General features: G+C 68.8%; 9 protein-coding genes. 4 read left to right on the top strand and 5 right to left on the bottom strand.

Features of this window, described 5'->3' with window-relative positions; translation table 11 throughout:
- Positions 1–308: 308 nt before the first annotated feature.
- The 4 genes from WME76_RS43585 (at position 309) to WME76_RS43570 (ending at position 6,726) form a co-directional block, all read left to right on the top strand.
- Positions 309–1,424: an ABC transporter ATP-binding protein gene (locus WME76_RS43585; RefSeq protein WP_437958051.1), complete on the top strand. Its 1,116-nt coding sequence runs from the start codon at positions 309–311 to the stop codon at positions 1,422–1,424.
- Positions 1,417–2,310 carry an ABC transporter permease gene (locus tag WME76_RS43580; protein WP_437958050.1) on the top strand — a complete coding sequence of 298 codons (894 nt, stop codon included), beginning with the start codon at positions 1,417–1,419 and terminating at the stop codon, positions 2,308–2,310. The genes WME76_RS43585 and WME76_RS43580 overlap by 8 nt, the downstream gene beginning before the upstream one ends.
- Positions 2,307–3,134 (top strand): ABC transporter permease, encoded by an 828-nt coding sequence (locus tag WME76_RS43575; protein WP_437958049.1) that lies wholly within the window; start codon positions 2,307–2,309, stop codon positions 3,132–3,134. The genes WME76_RS43580 and WME76_RS43575 overlap by 4 nt, the downstream gene beginning before the upstream one ends.
- Positions 3,135–3,822: 688 nt before the next feature.
- Positions 3,823–6,726, top strand: coding sequence for a TonB-dependent receptor domain-containing protein (locus WME76_RS43570; protein WP_437958048.1), 2,904 nt, complete (start codon positions 3,823–3,825; stop codon positions 6,724–6,726).
- 457 nt (positions 6,727–7,183) lie between these two features.
- Here the strand turns inward: WME76_RS43570 and WME76_RS43565 are convergent, their stop codons facing one another.
- From WME76_RS43565 to WME76_RS43545, 5 genes are all read right to left on the bottom strand, one after another.
- Positions 7,184–7,771, bottom strand: a complete 588-nt coding sequence (locus tag WME76_RS43565; protein ID WP_437958047.1) for a GNAT family N-acetyltransferase — start codon at positions 7,769–7,771, stop codon at positions 7,184–7,186.
- A gap of 290 nt (positions 7,772–8,061) precedes the next feature.
- Positions 8,062–9,030, bottom strand: a complete 969-nt coding sequence (locus WME76_RS43560) for a polyamine ABC transporter substrate-binding protein (protein WP_437958046.1) — start codon at positions 9,028–9,030, stop codon at positions 8,062–8,064.
- Positions 9,031–9,252: 222 nt separating this feature from the next.
- Entirely contained in the window at positions 9,253–11,496 is a 2,244-nt protein-coding gene (locus WME76_RS43555) for an SLC26A/SulP transporter family protein (RefSeq protein ID WP_437958045.1), read from the bottom strand.
- Between the two features lie 191 nt (positions 11,497–11,687).
- Positions 11,688–14,774 carry an AAA family ATPase gene (locus tag WME76_RS43550; RefSeq protein ID WP_437958044.1) on the bottom strand — a complete coding sequence of 1,029 codons (3,087 nt, stop codon included), beginning with the start codon at positions 14,772–14,774 and terminating at the stop codon, positions 11,688–11,690.
- Between the two features lie 376 nt (positions 14,775–15,150).
- Positions 15,151–16,809, bottom strand: coding sequence for a serine/threonine protein kinase (locus tag WME76_RS43545; protein WP_437958043.1), 1,659 nt, complete (start codon positions 16,807–16,809; stop codon positions 15,151–15,153).
- Between the last annotated feature and the right edge of the window lie 466 nt (positions 16,810–17,275).

Here is a 17,275-nt window from a genome sequence, read left to right as displayed (position 1 = left end):
CGCGTGGAGCGCGCGAGGCAGCGGAGAGCGCGTTGCGAGCGGCGGACCATGGGGTGCGCGGGCGCGCTCGGGGCCTCGACGGGGGCGCGCGTGAGGCCGCGAGCAGGATCGGCAGAAAGGTGGCACCCCCAGGGGAATGCGGTAGCGTACCGGGCCTGCGAGCGAAAAGAGCCCGGCCGGTGCGCGCCGCTCAGCCGGTCAGCCCGGCGCGCACCCAGTTGACAACGGGAGGGCATCATGGTCTGCGTAGTACGCTCCGAGGCTTCGGAAGCGGTTCCGAGAGCGCCACGCGCGAAGGGTTTGCTGGGGTGATCCAGAGGTTGAGAGACTTCTTCTCGTCGTCGGCGCGACGCAGCACGGCGCCCCCGACCGAGAGCGCGGCCGAGCACACCCCGGGATGCAGCCTCGTTGTAGAGAGTGTCAGCAAGAGCTTCGGTAAGACACAGATACTGAACGACGTGTCGTTCAAGGCGGAGGCCGGCGAGTTCGTGACGCTCCTCGGGCCTTCCGGCTGCGGAAAGACGACGCTGCTCCGCATCATCGCGGGGCTCGATCGATCCGACCGGGGGCGCATCCTCCTCGCCGGCAGGGCGGTTGATCACCTGCCGGCGAACCGCAGGCCGGTGAACACGGTGTTCCAGAACTATGCGCTGTTCCCGCATCTCACCGTGTTCGAGAACGTGGCCTTCGGGCTGAGGTCGCGCAAATTCCCGGACCCCGAGGTGCGCGAGCGCGTGCGCTCGAGCCTCTCGATGCTCAAGCTCGATGATCTCGCGGAGAGATACCCGCACCAGATCTCGGGCGGTCAGAAGCAGAGAGTCGCGCTCGCGCGGGCGGTCGTCAACGAGCCTGAGGTGCTGCTGCTCGACGAGCCGATGTCCGCCCTCGACGCGAAGCTGCGCGCCGAGGTGCAGCTCGATCTGCGCCGCCTCCAGCGCGCGCTCGGGAAGACGTTCGTGCTCGTCACTCACGATCAGGACGAGGCGATGACCGTCTCGGACCGGATCGTGCTCATGAACAAGGGCCGCATCGAGCAGCAGGGCGCGACGGCCGAGGTGTACGAGCGGCCGCAGAGCCGCTTCGCCGCCGAGTTCTTCGGCGCGGCCAACATCATCTCGGCCCAGCGGGTCGGCGCCACGCTCGTCTTCACGACGGTGGGCGCGCTGAGGGTCCAGACCACCCCTCAGTGGGAGTTCGGCACGCTCGCGATCCACCCCGAGTGGATCGAGCTCTGCGAGACCGAGCCGCCGGAGAACGGGGTGCGCGGCGTCGTGCGGGAGAGCTTCTATCGCGGCGACCACGTCGAGCTCATCATCGAGCCCGGGCCGCTGCGCGTGCAGCTCAGCCCCCGCTCGCGGCTCACGCCCGGCTCGTCGGTCTGGCTCGCCCTGCCCGCGGAGCGGCTCGAGGTGCTCAGTGACTGAACCCACGGTCTGGTTCGGCCAGCTGACGACGCGGCGCAGGCTCCTCGCGCGCGGGTTCCTGTTCATCACGGCCGGCGTCTCCTGGCTCTCGCTGTTCCTCCTCTTGCCGAGCCTCGCGCTCCTCGTCGTGTCGTTCGTGAAGCGCGACGCGGACGGCGCCCTGATCTGGGAGCTGACGCTCGAGTCGTTCGCGCGCATCTTCGGATCGGCGTCGGGCGAGAACGCGCGTATCCTCATCAGGAGCGTCGTCCTCGCGATGGTCGCGACGTCCGCCTCGGTGATGCTCGCGTACCCGATGAGCTTCTTCATCGCCCGCGGCTCGCAGCGCCGGCGGTTCTTCTGGCTCGCGACCATCTTCGTCCCGCTCTGCACGAACCTCGTGATCCGCACGTTCAGCTGGAAGCTCCTCCTGTCGGCGCAGCTCCTGCCCGCCAAGGTGGCCGCCTGGCTCGGCTGGATCGACCCCGGCCGCGACATCTATCCGAGCTGGACCGCGGTCACGCTGGGCCTCGTCGCGGCCTCGCTGCCGTTCGCGGTGATCCCCCTCTACACGAGCATCGACCGCCTCGACTGGTCGCTCGTGGAGGCGGCGCAGGACCTCTACGCCTCGCGGCTCCGCGTGTTCTTCGCGGCGATCTTGCCCCAGACCCTGCCCGGGCTCAGCGTCGCCGTGATCCTGACGTTCGTCCCCGCGATGAGCGTCTTCGTGGTGAGCGACATGCTCGGCGGCGCGAAGCACTGGCTCATAGGCAACCTGATCCAGCACCAGTTCGGCCCGGGCCGGAACATCCCTTATGGGGCGGCGCTGAGCCTGCTGCTCATCATCCTGACGCTGGGCGGGGTCTCCCTCTACCGCCGGAATGGGCGCTCCGTGGAGATCCTGTGAGCGGCGGCCGCGGTCCCTGGCGCGCGCTGACGACCCTGGCCGCCTTCTTCGGCTTCGGGCTCCTCTACCTGCCGCTCCTCGCGGTGGCCATCTACTCGTTCAACGCCGCGGAGCGGGGCCTGGTCTGGACGGGCTTCTCGGTGCGCTGGTACCTCGAGCTCTTCGCCGATCCCGAGACCAGCCGGCGCGCCAGGGAGATCCGCGAGGTGGCGGTGAACACGCTGCTGCTCGGCGGCGCCTCCACGCTCATCTCGACGATCCTCGGGACGCTGCTCGCGCTCGGGATGCGGTTTCCGTGGCCGGGCTCCGTGAGTCGCATGCTCGAGTCGATCGTCGACATCCCGGCGGTCGCCCCGGACATCACGTTCGCCGCGGTGCTGGTGATGGCGTTCAACCTGCTCCGCCGGGTGGTGGACTGGTTCGACCTCGGCATGACGACGATGATCATCGGCCACGTGACGTTCGAGATCGCGTTCGTCACGCTCATCGTCCGCAGCCGCCTCATCTCCATCGGACCGACGCTGAGCGAGGCCGCGATGGACCTCTACGCGTCCCCCTGGACCCACTTCCGGCGGGTCACGCTCCCCCTTTTGTGGCCGGCCATCGTGGGGGGCGCCATGCTGGCATTCACGATGTCGCTCAACGACTTCGTGATCAGCTTCTTCACGTCCGGCCCGCGCTCGGTCACGCTCCCGCTCTTCGTCTACCACTCTCAGGTGCGAGGCATGCGGACCGACCTGTTCGCCATCTCAACGATCCTCGTGTTCGGCGTCATCGTGTTCATCATGATGCTCGAGCGGCTGACCCGCTGGAGACACGATTGAGCCGTCGCCGGCGCGTCGCGACCGGACGCGGGGCGCGGCGCGCGTCCGGCGAGGGGCGTGCCGCGCCCACCGCGAGAGCGCGCGCGAGAGAGCCAGGCGCCGGCGCGTTCGCGCGGCGCCGCGTCACGGCCGCTCGAGGGCGCGGCGGCGACGTCATCCAGCCCTCAGCGACCGCGGCGGGAGCGGGCCTCCGGCGCGGCGCGAGCGGGCAAGCCCGAGCTCGCGCGCCTGGCTCCCTGCGCGCGTAGACGCGAACGGTTCCGGGGAGATCCACGCGCGCGGCGGCCTCGGCGCCGCTCACTGTGTATGCGCTCCGCGCAGGGCGCCTACACAGCGAGGTCCACGTGGACCTCGGGGCATCGGGGGCTTGTGCGAACAGGTTGGATCGGCTCACGGCTTACGGTAAGCTGACCTGGCAATGCGGCTGTTCGTCCCAAGCTCGCCGTGTCTCGGCGTGACTGCTGGACCCGGCGGCGGCGCATTCCGCTCCACTTCGACCGTTGGGAATCGAGATCGAAAGATGAGCTTTCGTCGCTCCGCACTCCTACTCATACTCGTTTCACTCCTCACATTCTCCGGTCGGCCTGCCTGGGCGGACGATCTGGCCGATGAGGCCGATCTACACTTCAGGATCGCCACCGACCGGTACTCACAGCGCGATTACCGGGGCGCCCTGGAGCACTTCCTGGTGTCGAACCGGCTCGTGCCGAACCGCAACGTCATCTTCAACATCGCACGAACGTACGAGGCGCTCGGGGAGTACCCGGACGCGTTCCGCTACTACGTTCAGGCGCTCGAGCAGGAGCCGAACGCGGCGCGCAGGCCCGCCATCGAGGAGGCGCTCGCGCGCATCCGTCCCAACGTCGCCGTCATCAACGTGCAGACGGACCCGCCCGGAGCGACGGTGTACATCAACCGCCGCGATCTCGGCGGTCGCGGCAACACGCCCCGCCTCCTCGGCTTCCAGCCCGGCAAGCACAAGATCATCGTGGACCTCGAGGGCTACGAGCCGGCGGAGGTCGAGAACGTCGAGGCGAAGACCGGCGAGCAGACGAACGTCGCGATCAAGCTCAAGCGCATCGTCGGCACGGTGCGTGTCGTCGGCGAGACGGCGGGCACGCAGGTCAGGGTCAACGACGCGAGCGGGCCGGTGGCGTGCACCGCGCCGTGCGATCTCACGCTGCCTCCCGGCCGTCACCGCCTCTATCTGTCGCAGGAGGGTTATCAGCCGTCGGAGCAGGACGTGAACGTCGCGGCCGGCGCGACGGTGCCCGCGCGGTACCGGCTGAACCCGCTGACCGGCAGCCTCGTGGTCAACGCGGACGAGCGCGACGCGCTCGTCGAGGTCGACGGCAAGCCGATGGGCTTCACGCCGGCGGTGCTCAACGTGCAGAGCGGCCAGCGCCGGGTGCGCGTCTCGCTCCGCGGCTTCCGCCCGGTGGAGCAGGCCGTCAACGTCGTGGCCAGCCAGCAGACCCGGATCGACCTCTCGCTGCGCCAGCTCGAGGAGGTCGAGGCCGCGTCTCGTTCGACGGAGGCCGTCGAGGACGCCCCCGGCTCGGTCACCATCATCCCCGGGCAGGAGCTCCGCGCGATGGGGTATCCCACGGTCGCGGAGGCCTTGAGGGGCGTGCGCGGCCTCTTCACGACGTACGACGGCGTGTACACCTTCGCCGGCGTCCGCGGGATCAACCTGCCTGGCGACTTCGGCAACCGGATGCTCACGCTGCTCAACGGGCATTCGATGAACGACAGCTGGGTCAACCTGTCGTACTTCGATTACCTGGCCCGGACGGACCTGGAGGACGTGGAGCGGATCGAGATCGTGAGAGGTCCCGGCTCGGTGCTCTACGGTACGGGCGCGTTCTCCGGCGTCGTCAACATCGTGACCAAGGGCCGCCCGACGGCGACCAGCGTGGGCCTCGGCGTGGGCACGGCGGACAACTCGCTCATCCGTGGGCGCGCGTCGTTCCAGCTCCCGCTCGGGCGCGACTCCGGCGTCTGGATGTCGGTCGGCGCCGCGCGCAGCCTGGGACGTGACTACTACTTCGGCGATTACAGGGATCATCCCACTTCCAGTGATCCCCGGCCTCAGCCTGAGAACGAGGGCGATCCGATGCCGCCGGACGACCCGCTTCGTTACAGGTTCGACGGGCACTCGCGGGATAATGACAAGTTCACCGTGGGGACGCTCCAGGGGCGCCTCTGGCTGAAGTCGTTCTCGGCGCAGTGGTACCTGAACTCGCGCTCGAAGACGGTCCCCAACGGCGTCGCGACGACGCAGCTCGGCGTCGACAAGACGTTCTACCAGGACACCCGCGGGTTCCTCGAGCTCTCGCTCGCGCCGCGCTTCGGGGACAAGCTCGCGACGCTGACCCGCGCGAGCATCAACATGTACCAGTTCGAGGACAGGCTCTGGTACTACCCTCCTTTCGCCGCGCCGGGCATGGGCGAGGTGTATGACAAGGAGACCTTCGACGACATCTGGTTGCTCGCCGAGCAGCGGGTCGAGTTCAGCCCGATCCCGCAACTCAAGATCACGGCGGGCGCCGAGGCGCAGCTCCACTTCACGGCCGAGCAGACCGGCGTGGACACGGCCTGCGACAGCACCGGGTGCTACCCGTTCTCTTATCTTCCTCTCCCGGGGCAGTCCGGCGGCGACGGTATCGACGAGCACCCCTACAACATCCTGGCGGCGTACGCGCTCGTCGACATCACACCGTCGGAGCGGCTCCGCATCTCGGCGGGCTCGCGCTTCGACTACTACTCGACGCTGGAGGACGCGACGCCGGTCCCGAGCCCCAGGATCGCGCTCATCGTCAAGCCGTACGAGGGGGGCAACCTGAAGGTCACCGGCGGCCGCGCGTTCCGCGCGCCCTCGATTCAGGAGCTGTTCTATGGGTATGCCGTTTTCGCGAACAACGCGCAGGGTTACAACGTGACCTACAGGCCCTCGCCCGACCTGGAGCCCGAGAACGTCTGGTCGGGAGAGATCGAGTTCACGCACCGCCTCTCCTCCACGGTCTCGGCGCTCGGCGCCGCGTACGTGAACCACCTGAGCAACCTGATCTTCCAGCAGGGCTCCCAGACGACCGGGGATCCGACGCGCTACGAGAACACCGAGGATCCGATCCTGGTGATCGGCGGTGAGGCGGAGCTGCGCCGCGAGTGGCGCCAGGGGTGGATGGCGTCGGTCTCGTACTCCTATGCGAAGGCGCAGTACCTGGAGGAGGCCGGCGTGAATCAGCTTCGCCGGGTCCCGAACTCGCCGGAGCACATGGGGTCGGTCCGCGGCGCGGTGCCGCTCTTCGGGAAGGCGCTCGGTCTGGCGTCGCGCTTGACGGTCGAGGCGCCTCGCTACGACCGCAATGTCCGGGCGACGAGCGACATCCCGCAGACCAAGACCGAGCCGGCCGTGATCTGGGACATCGTCCTCTCCGGGCAGGTGGATGTCGGCGGGCTCCGCTACAACGTCGGCGTCTACAACGTGGGCGACTGGCGCTGGACGGCCCCCACGGCCGCGCAGTACACCATCGCCAAGTTCCCGCAGAACGGCCGTACGTTCCTCGCCTCGCTCAACATGAGCCTCTGAGCGACGCGGGCGCTGGTCCCGCCAGCGAGCCCGACGCACGACAGCGCCCCTCCCGTCCAGCGGAGGGGCGCTGCCTTTTTGTCTCCCCCCCATCGTTGCCAGACCGTGATCCCCCGGCCCTGAGCGGCGCGTCCGGGAGGTTGGCTCGCGCTCGACGCGACGCCGGTTGCCGGCAGGCCTCGTGCAGCGGCCTGCCGACCAGGTGCCGCCGGCACGACCAGCAGATGCCGCCGGCGCGACCAGCACCCTTCATCCAACGAGCGTAGGCCCCCGGAGGGGGAGGTCGTCGCGCGGGGTGGGGGATGGGCTGTTGTCTGAGCCCAAATGACGAAGAGGCTCCGGCATGCTCTGCACGCCGGAGCCTCTTCATCCAAGGCGAGTTCAGCCCATCCCCTGCCCCGCGCGACGACCTCCCCCTCCAGGGGCCGTGCCGCCAGGGTGAGCCGGAACGCCCCCGCTACTTGTTGTAGGGCCGCTGCGCCGGCCTGGGGCTGAACATCGTACACAGGATCGTGTCGTAGAACTTCCCCTGGAAGAAGTAGTTCTCCCGGAGGTACCCCTCCCGCTGGAAGCCGACCCGCTCGGCGACCCTGAGCGAGGGCCCGTGCTCGGGGTCGATGCCCGCCTCGATCGTGTGCAGGTCGAGCTGCTCGAACCCGAACCGCACGATCGCGCGCAGCGCCTCGGTCATGTACCCCTTGCCGCTCGCGGTGCGCGCCTGCTCGTAGGTGATCTCGGCGCGGTAGTGATACGGCATGAAGCGGAAGAACCCCGCGGCGCCGATCAGATGATGCTCCGCCCCGCGCACGCAGATGCCCCAGCGGAGCTGCGAGCCCTCCTGGTGCGCGCGCTTGAGCATGCCGATCATCTTTCGCGTGTCGGCGACCGTCCTGTGGACGGGGGCACCCCAGAGCCGCAGCCACTCATCGTCCGAACAGACGGAGAACAATGCTTCAGCGTCGGGCTCCGTGATCTCACGCAAGATCAGACGCTCAGTCTCGATGCGGGGATGCACGGCAAACGGCAGATCGAGAGGGCTACTCATCAGGGGATTCTCCCAGGTATGACGCCCAGCCTATCATCGTTCCGCGAGGCGATGCCGCAAACTGGCGTCCGTGCGTCCGAATTGTGCCCGTTACGCACGACGTCGAGCCGCGCGTCAGCCACGCGCGGGGCCCTCCGCATCACACCAGGTGCGGCAGAGCCCGCGCGCCGCTCGTCGCGGCCGGTCAGACAGGCAACTTCACAGAGGTTGTGTGTCAGTACACGTGGGCGCACGTACCGCCTTGGGCCCCCTGTCGCGCGTCGCGCTCCCATGGGTCGTCGGCGTCGGCGTCACTGGGACTTCACTTCGGTCCACACCTCGTCAAACACCTTGGCTGCCTCGCCGAGATCGCGGTGGTGCTCCAGGCGATCCGCGACCGCCTTCGTCGGATAGATGAGCGTGTTCGTGCGATCCGCGTCCGGCAGCTTCCCCTGCGCCGCGGCGTTCGGCGACGCATACTTCGTGTACATCGAGAGCTGCGCGCCGCCCTCCGGCGTGAGCACGTGATTGATGAACTTGTGGGCCAGCTCGGGGTGAGGCGCCTTCGCCGCGATCGTCATCACGTCGACCCAGATGACCGAGCCTTCCTTGGGGATCACGAAGGCGAGGCGCTCCTTGTCCTGCTCGATCGCCTTCTGCGCGTCGCCGTTCCAGACGACCGCCATGTCCACGGAGCCCGCCCTCACGTCCTCCATGGCGCCCACGCCGCCCTTGAAGCCGAGGCACTTCGGGTGCTTCTTCACGTCCTTGAGGACGCGTCCCGCCTCGCGGATCTCGTTCGCGTTCGTGGTGTTGCTCGAGTACCCCTTGTACTTGAGCACCGACCCGAGCATGTCCCGCTGCTCGTCGAGCAACACGAACGTCCCCGCCAGCTTCTGCGGATCGAGCAGCGACGACCACGAGGGGTCGAGGCTGGGCAGCTTCTTCTTGTTGTAGACGATGCCGACGGTGCCCCACTGGTACGGCACGCCGTGCTTGTTGCCGTCGTCGAACCCGGGCCCGGAGAACCGCGGCTCCAGGTTCTTGAGGTTCGGGATCTGGGCGTGCTCCAGCGGCTTGATGAGGTTGCGCCGCACCATCCTGGGCAGGATCTGGCTCGCCATGATGACGACGTCGTACTGGCTGTCGGCGCCCGCGTACGCCAGCTTGCTCTCCATCTCCTCGGTGGAGTCATACCGGGTCAGCCGCACCTGGGCCTTGGTCTGGGCCTCGAAGTCCTTGATGATCTTCTCATCGATGTAGTCTGGGAAGATCAGCAAGTTCAACTCGCCTACTTCCGCGGGCGCCGCTGGTTTGGCGCCGGAGCCCGACTCCTGCCCCGTCGGCGCGGGCTCCTTCTTGGAGCAAGCGATAAGCGAAAGGGCCCCCAGCAGCATCGAAACAAGCACCAGGGGTCTACGTCTAGTTTGCATCGGTCAGTCCTTTCTCCGTCTTGTTCAAGGCATCTCGCGGGAACGCGGCGTGCTCGGACGTTCGTCGCTCTAGTTGAACAATGATTTGACAGGACCTGTCGAGTGGACGATTCTGCGCGCAAGCAACGTAACCACGAAGTGATGGAACGCGGCCGCCAGCTCCGGGGCCTCGGCGGTGAGCCGCTGTAGCGCCTCCTCCGAGAGCCGGTAGAGCGTGGCCTGGCGGCTCGCCGTCACGGTCGCCGAACGTTTCTCGCCCATGTACAGCCCGGACTCCCCGACGACGGAGCCCGGTCCCATGGTGCGGAGCCGTTTTATCTTCTTCCCGTCAATTTCTAGCCACGCTGTCAGCTCACCGCTCTCGATAAGGTATAGATCCTTGGAGACGTCCCCTTGCCGGAACAGGTCGAACCCCGCCGGGGCCTCGACCCGCTCCAGGTAGCCAAGGAAGCGGAGCATCTCCGGCCTGCCGTTGAAGACGTCCTGGAGGTCGTAGAAGAGCATGGGCGGCGGCAGCATGCTCGGCGGCGCCTCCTGGATGATCTCGTTCTCACACGCCTCGAGGCCGCGGTCCAGATCCGGGTAGATTCGGCACACGTCGTCGTTCTCGATCACGACCTCGCCGCGCTCGAGGTGGTTCCTGATGTCCGCCGGCACCTCGGTGAGGATGAGCCTCACCCCGTGCGCCTTCGCGAGCCGGCGGAGCCGGAGGAAGCTGGCGATGGCCGAGGAGTCGAGCCCGTTGACGTGCCGGAAGTCGAGGAGCAGATACCGGATGTCCGCGTCCGTGTTCTGGATGCGCTGCTGCGCGCTCGTGAGCAGGTTGTACGCCGTTCCGAAGAAGACGTAGCCCTGGAGCTGGAGGATGTAGAGCTGCTTGGCGCGCTCCATCAACGTCATCTCCTCGCCGTCGCTGCGGGCCACGTTGCTGCGGAGGTGCAGGCCGGAGATGGCGTTGCGGATGACCTCGATGCGGCTGTAGCTGAGCGCGAACAGGATGAGCGACACGCCGAGCCCCACCGCGACCCCGGTGAGGAAGTCCGAGACGGCCACGACGAGGAGGATGACCACCACGACGAGGTACTCGGTCCGTCGCAGCCGGAAGTAGCCCTCGTACAGCGTGTTGATCAGGAAGTGAAAGCCGAGATAAGCGATGAGCCCCCCGAGCACGGGGCGCGGGTAATAGCTGATCGCGTCGGCGCCGATGACCAGCACGATCGCGCTGACCGACGCCGCGAAGATGCCCGCGAGGCGGGTGTTCGCGCCGGTCTTGAAGTTCATCGACGACTCGGGCATCGACATGTACCCGACGACGCACCCGAACAGGCTCCCGACGATGTTCGCGACCCCCGTCGCGCGCAGCTCCCGATCGAGATCGATCTCCTGCTCGGTGGCGAGCTCCACGCCCGACGCGCTCAGGAGCACGGTGATGGCCGCCATGACCGTGACGGCGACCATGTTGCCACCGCCCTCCTTGACCAGGACCGACCAGTTCACCTGCTGGAGGTCGGAGGCCTGGATGGGCGGCCAGAGCGCGTCTCGCGGGAACGGCCCGAGGAGCCACCCGTCCGAGAACGCCTGCGCCACGCTGGAATTGGAGATGTAGAGGATGAGATAGAAGACGCCGGTCGACCCGAGGAGCAGGATCGGCAGGAGCAGGAGGTTCGAGTAGCGCCGGAGCAGCGCCACGAGGAGGAGGCCGAACAGGAGGCCGGTGAGACACTGGTCCAGCGAGCTCGAGAACAGGCCCGGCAGCGTCCTCAGCGTGGCTGGCTTGCCCGACATGACGGACAGCGACCCGAGGACGAGCAGCCAGCCGGCGCCGGCGAGGAAGCCGCCGGCCACGGGATAAGGGATGAAGCGGACGAGGACGCCGAGGCGGAGCAGGCCGAGCAGCAGGAAGAAGCCGCCGGCGACGACCGAGGTGAGCGCGATCGCGACGATCACCGTCGGGAACGCGTCCGCGTTCGGGTCGATCCTGTGGACGCCCGCCGCGATCGCCGCGGCCATCGAGGCGAAAATGACGGCGGCGTCCTCCTGAGGCGCGGCGATGACGGGCCGGAACGAGCTGAGGAGGGCGACGATCACCCCGATGATGACGGAGCTGATCAGGAAGATGCCGATGCCCTTCGACAGGCGGTCCGCGAAGTCGTGCGTGAACACGAGCGCGGCCAGGGAGATGTCGAAGGTGACGACCAGCGTCCCCGAGACGGCAGCGGCCAGGAGCGCCTGGACCAGCTTGAGCCGCCTGCCCTTCCCGGGCTGCTCTACCTGCACCGGCTCCGCAACGTCCCCTGCTTCCTGCTGTGTCATGCTCTTGAGAGACCTCTCGGACGATGTGGCGAAATCCCGCGCGCTGCCCTGGGCCCGAGGCGCGCTAGCGCCGCCCCCCGGACGCGCCGAGCATAGCGAGTTCGCCGCCGGGCAGGTATGCGGCAGCGACGATCGCGACGACGATGATGCTCAGGGGGCCGGCGGGGGGCGCCCCGGCCCCCCGCGCCGGCTCAGGAGGCGCCCAGCTCACGCTCGATCGCGGCGGCCTGCTCCTGCAGAGCCTCCGCCTCGCCGAGGTGGCCGCTCAGCCGGTGCAGCTTCGCGAAATCGGCGAGGAGCCTCGCCTCCTCGCGGCGGTTCCCGATCTGCCGCTCGATCGCGATCGCGCGGGTGTACAGCGTCCGCGCGGTATCATACCGACCCTGGACGGCGTAGGCCATCCCGAGGCTCGCGAGCGTGAGCCCCTCGGTCGGCAGGTTGCCCGACTCGCGGGCGGCGCGCAGCCCCTCTTCCCAGTACGTGCGCGCGTCGTCGGGCTGCTGCATCGCCCAGTGCGTGCGGCCGAGGCCGAGGAACCCGAGCGCCTCGGACGCGCGATCGCCGAGCTTCTGCGCGTCGGTCAGCACGCGGATGTGCTCCTGCCGCGCCTCCTGGAACCGGCTCCTCGCCTCGAGGACGTCGCGCGCGAACTCGTAGCGCACGATGACGCTCTCGGGCGTCGGCTCCGGCGACAGCTTGAAGTAGACGCGGTAGAGCCGCGTCGCCTCCTCGTGCGCGTAGCGCGCCGCCGCCTTCCGCGCGCCCGCGAGGAAGTAGCGGCGCGCGTGATCGACCTTGCCCGCGCGCCGCCAGTGCCGGCCGAGCGCCACGAGCTGGTCCTCGAGGTCGTCGCCGTAGAGGCTCTCGATCGCCTCGGCGGCGAGCCGGTGGAGCTCCTGCAGCCGCGCGCGGGACTGCATCTCGTAGGCCGCGTTCCGGAGCAGCGCGTTGCTGAACTGGAAGCGCCGCTCCGTCATCTGCGACCAGATGCACTGCGCCTCGCCGATGCGCACGTGCTCCTCGAGCACCGACGCGTCGGGGAGCATCAGCGCGAGCACGCGCAGGTCGAACTCGCGCCCGAGGACGGCCGCGGCGACGATCGTCTGCTTCACCTTCGCGTCGAGCCGGTCAAGCCGCGAGATGAGCAGGCTGTTCACGTTCTTGGGCGGCATGAACGTGTTCGAGATCGAGATGGAGCTCGAGCTCGAACCGTAGCGCCCGTCCTCGAGCCAGTAGGCGAGGATCTCCTGCGCGAAGAACGGGTTGCCGCCCGCGGTCTCGCAGAGGAGCGTCGCGAGCATGTCCGGCATCGGGCCGCCGAAGAACGGGACCGCGAGCGCGAGGAGCTGCTCGCGCGGCAGCGGCTTCAGCTCGATCACCTTCTCGGAGATCCCGGGGTCGAGCGGGATGCGCACCGGGGTGCCGTCGTCCTTGCGCCGCGTCGTGCAGATGATCGCGATGGGCAGCCCCCTGCACGCGCGCGCGATGACGCGCACCGCCTCGAGCGAGTCCTCGTCGGCCCAGTGCGCGTCCTCGAGGTGGAGGATCACCGGCTGGAGCGACGCCTCGGCCAGGAACACGAAGCTGAGCGCCGACAGCGTGCTCGTGTACCGGAGCTTCGGGTGCAGGCGCTCGTACGGCGAGTCCTCCCACCGGATGCCGATCAGCGCCGCGAACACCGAGCGCGCGCGCTCGAGCTCGCGCTTCAGCGCGCCCTGGCTCTCGGGCAGGCGCTCGAGGAGGTACTCGAACGCGTCGTCGAAGTTCGTGAGCTTCTCTTCCTTGCCGAGCGCGGAGGACTCCCAGAAGTACTCCTTCAACGCGAACTCGAACGCGTTCAGGGAGCTCTGGAGCGTCTGGTCGCAGCGCGCGTCGATCCACAGGAAGGGCCGGTCGGTCTGGTGCTCCTCGCACCGGTGGCGGAAGCGCTGTACGAGGTAGCTCTTGCCGAGCCCCGGCTCGCCGTCGATGTAGATGATCCCGGCGGGCCTGCCCTCGAAGATCGGCCCGACGTAGCGCGCGAGCTGCTCGATCTCCGCCTCGCGGCCGATGAGGCCGAGGTCGTAGAACTCCTTCTGGACCGAGATGCGGCGGCGCTCGAGCGAGTAGACGAGGATGGGCAGGTCGAAGCCCTTGAACCGGAAGATGTTCTCCGTCGTCCACTGGTAGCTCGTCTCGCCGGCGCGGAAGACCTGCTCGTCGGCCCAGATCGCCGACCAGGGGGCCTTCGCGACGAGGCGCGCGGCGAGGTTCGTCGCGCGGCCGATGCACGCGAACTCGTTCCGCTCGGTGCCGCCGTTGAAGCCGGCGTAGCGGACGTCGCGCGTGATCCCCGCGCGGAGGCGCATCTGCCGGAGGCCGCGCTTCTTCAGCTCCAGCGCGAAGTCGAGCGCGCGATCGTTGTCGTTCTCGTGCGTGATCGGCGCGCCGAAGTGGATGAGCGCGGCGATGCCGAGATCGCCCGCGTCGATGCCCGTGAAGGTGCCGCCGTACAGCTCCGAGAGCTCGTGCAGGAGCCGCGTGAGCTCCGCGAAGCTCGGGATCTGCTCGAACGAGAGGAACACGCTCGTGACGTTGCGGAACTCGCCCTCCGGGGGCATGTCGGCGACGCCCCTCGCCACGAAGGCGGTGCCCTCGCCGCGCGGCGGGTTCCTCGGGACCTGCGGCATCCTGGGCGCCGGCACGTCGCCGAGCTTGTAGACGCCCTCGCCGTGGTACTTCGCGCTCGCGGGCGGGATGCGATCGCAGAGCGCGCGGTCGAGCAGGATGTCCCCCTTCTGCGCTTGCCGCTCGATCGCGACGCACGCGGCGAGCGCCTGCCCGTGGAAGTGGTAGTACGCGCGCTCGGGGGAGATGCGGACGATGCCCCACTCGACCGAGCCCCACGCGAGCCCCATCCGGAACGAGAACGGGAAGCTGCCGAAGGGCGTGTCGCGCTCGGGGTGCTCCGCGAACAGGTCGCGCATCGACAGCGCCGCGCCGAGCACGTACTCCGCGACCTTGCGGTCCGGCGTGTCCTGGAACAGCGCCGTGAACGCGTCGCCCGCGAAGTTCGTGATGAAGCCTCCGGCGTGGTGGACCGCGGCGATGAGCGGGTCGAAGTAGTACCGGAGCGTGCCCGCGAGCGTCTCCGCGCCCGCGCGGCCGTGCTGCATCAGCTTCTCCGTGAGCTCGGTGAAGCCGGGGATGTCGATCATCAGCACCGCCCCCGTGAAGCTGCCCTCGGTGTTGCCGAGAGCGTCTTGCTGGATGATGAAGTCGGGGACGAGCGGGTTCATTTCCTTGCTCCTCAGCAACGGATCCCGCTTGGAATCGGCCTGGGAAGCGCGTCTGCGGGACGCAGAGCCTGGAGTCTACTGCCGGCGGGAACAGATGAATACGGGGATCTTCGATCGGCGGCCCCATCGGTCGCACCGGCTCCATGGGCGCGCGCGGCGCTGCTCCGGCGCTGCGCGGGCTGGTCCCGACGCTGCGTGGGCTGGCCGGCGTGCGCGTGTTCCGCAGAGCGCGGCACACCGGCGCCTCGCGAGGGGTGCCCCTCGGCGGAGAGCCTGGAATAACACTCCGTCCCGTCAGCGCGGACATCCGCCCAGAGCGGCCGCGCAGAGAGGACAGACGGGGACACGACGAGGAGACGTGTGGGGCGCTGGAGGGTCATCGTTCGATCTGGATATCCAGCGGCCGAGGCGGGGGAGGTGACGGCGGCGGCGAGTCGGGGGCCGGCGAGGGCCTCGGGGCAGGCCGCCCGTAGGACCTGGGCGCGGGGGTCGCCGGGGGCGGCGTGGGCGCGGCCGGCGTGCTCGTCGGCGCGGCCGCGCGCTTCGTGAGCGTGGCGACCAGACGGACCGACTGATCCGAGGGGCCCTGGACGATCGAGTACGGCTCGTACCCCTCTTGCCGCACGGTGAGCCGGCGGGGACTGGCGCGCACCGAGCTGTTCGGGATCGAGAGCTGGAGCGGCGTGTTGCCGAGGGGCTTGCCGTCCTCCAGCACCTCGGCGCCGGAGGGCATCGACTCGACCATCAACACGAACGAGCTGACGTCCGGGGGCGGCGGGGCGACCTGCGGCGGCTTCTCTTGCGGCGCGGCGACCGGCGCCGGCTCGCTCGGGCGCATCTGCGACATCGCGACCCCGATGCCCGCGACGGCGAGGACCCCCACCGCGACGAGCACGATGCCCTTGCGGCCCTGCGGCGCCGCGTCGGCCGGGCGCGAGGCGGCGCCGAGCGACGCGTCGTCCACCGGCGAGGCCGCGCCCGCCGCGGACGACGACGGGGGCGCGGGGATCGCCGTCATCACGCGCACGGGCGGCATCGGCGTGGGCATCCTGCCGGTCCCGCCGGAGTCCATGGTCACGAGGCCCGTCGAGCCGAACGCCGGCGACAGGCCCATCGCCTGGGCGCACTCGCCGAGGCCGCGGATGAACGCCTCCATGTTGGCGGGGCGGCCGTCCGGCTCCTTCGACAGGCAGCGCATCACGAACGCCTCGAGCACCTCGGGGACGTCGGCCTCGGGGTTGCGCTCGCGCATCCGCGGGACGGGCTGCTGGAGGTGGGCGATCAGGATCTGGACCGAGTTCTGCGCCTCGAACGGGACCTTCCCGCAGAGCATCTGATAGACGATCACGCCCAGCGAGTAGACGTCCGTCCGGAGATCGACCTTGCCGTGGGAGATCTGCTCCGGCGACATGAAGCGCGGGGAGCCGAGGAACGAGCCCTGCTGCGTGAGCTCCTCCGAGTCGTCGGCGAGCACCTTCACGAGGCCGAAGTCGAGGATCTTGACGAGCTCGCCGGTGTCCTCGCCGGGGACGAGCATGACGTTCGACGGCTTCAGATCGCGGTGCACCACGCCGTGCTTGTGCGCCTCGCGGAGCCCGCGCGCGATCTGCCGGGCGACGCCCATCGCGTCCGGCGCCGACAGGCGGCCGGCCTTGCGCAGCCGCCGGAAGAGCGTCTCGCCCTCGAGGAACTCCATCGCCATGAAGTACCGCTCGGGCTCCATGTTCTCGACTCGGCCGTAATCGAAGACCGTGACGATGTTCGGGTGCTGGAGCCTGGCGAGGATGCTCGCCTCGAGGAAGAAGCGCTTATGAAAGTTGGGATCGATCTGATTCGATGAGTTGGTGGGCGTGAGGACCTTGATCGCGACCTGGCGCTCGAGCGCGATCTGCTCTCCGCGGTAGATGACCCCCATGCCGCCCGTCGCGAGGAGGGAGTGGATCTTGAACTTCTGATTCAAGACCTTTCCCAGCAGCGGATCGGACTCACCGCTGGCCGACGAGGCACCGTCCGAAAGCTTCTCCGCCGTGCTCATGGCCTCTGTCTCTTTCCCCTTCCCATCCCGCTGGCCCCCACTGCTGGCAGTCGGGGAAAGCCTACCCCGATCCCGTCGCGCGCTGCCTTCGTTCGCCTTGCGTTCGACTTACGTCTGTCTCACGTCCGGGCTTACGCCCTATCTCACGCTTTGCCTCACGTTTCGCTTACATCCGATGCAGATCCCGGGACCCGGCTCGCCGCGGCGCCGCCCGCGCTCGTCGGGTTGGTCTCCGGACTCGCTGCGGCACGTTGAGCTCAGCCTACCGTAAGCCGCGAGCCGATCCAACCCGGCTGCTGAAGTTGACATCCGTTGGCTACCCGACCGCACGCTGTGGGCACGCGCCCCCGGCCGGGACGCTTGCTCCCTGAACGAGCTTGCTGCATGGGCGGATGTACCCGTACTCTGACCGGGTCCCCGATGCCGCCGCAGCACTTTATCCGATGCCAGGCGTGCGGGTTGCCGC

It is taken from the genome of Sorangium sp. So ce119, assembly GCF_051524405.1.
In the GTDB taxonomy this organism is placed as follows: domain Bacteria; phylum Myxococcota_A; class Polyangia; order Polyangiales; family Polyangiaceae; genus Sorangium; species Sorangium cellulosum_G.
Note: the sequence above shows the minus strand (reverse complement) of the source record. Positions and strands in the feature narration are given on the sequence as shown.

Bases quoted from the DNA above. Each gene is read 5' to 3' on its own strand.
- WME76_RS43565 (WP_437958047.1), bottom strand. From the start codon at position 7,771: ATGAGTAGCCCTCTCGATCTGCCGTTTGCCGTGCATCCCCGCATCGAG.
- WME76_RS43555 (WP_437958045.1), bottom strand. From the start codon at position 11,496: ATGACACAGCAGGAAGCAGGGGACGTTGCGGAGCCGGTGCAGGTAGAG.
- WME76_RS43550 (WP_437958044.1), bottom strand. From the start codon at position 14,774: ATGAACCCGCTCGTCCCCGACTTCATCATCCAGCAAGACGCTCTCGGC.
- WME76_RS43545 (WP_437958043.1), bottom strand. From the start codon at position 16,809: ATGAGCACGGCGGAGAAGCTTTCGGACGGTGCCTCGTCGGCCAGCGGT.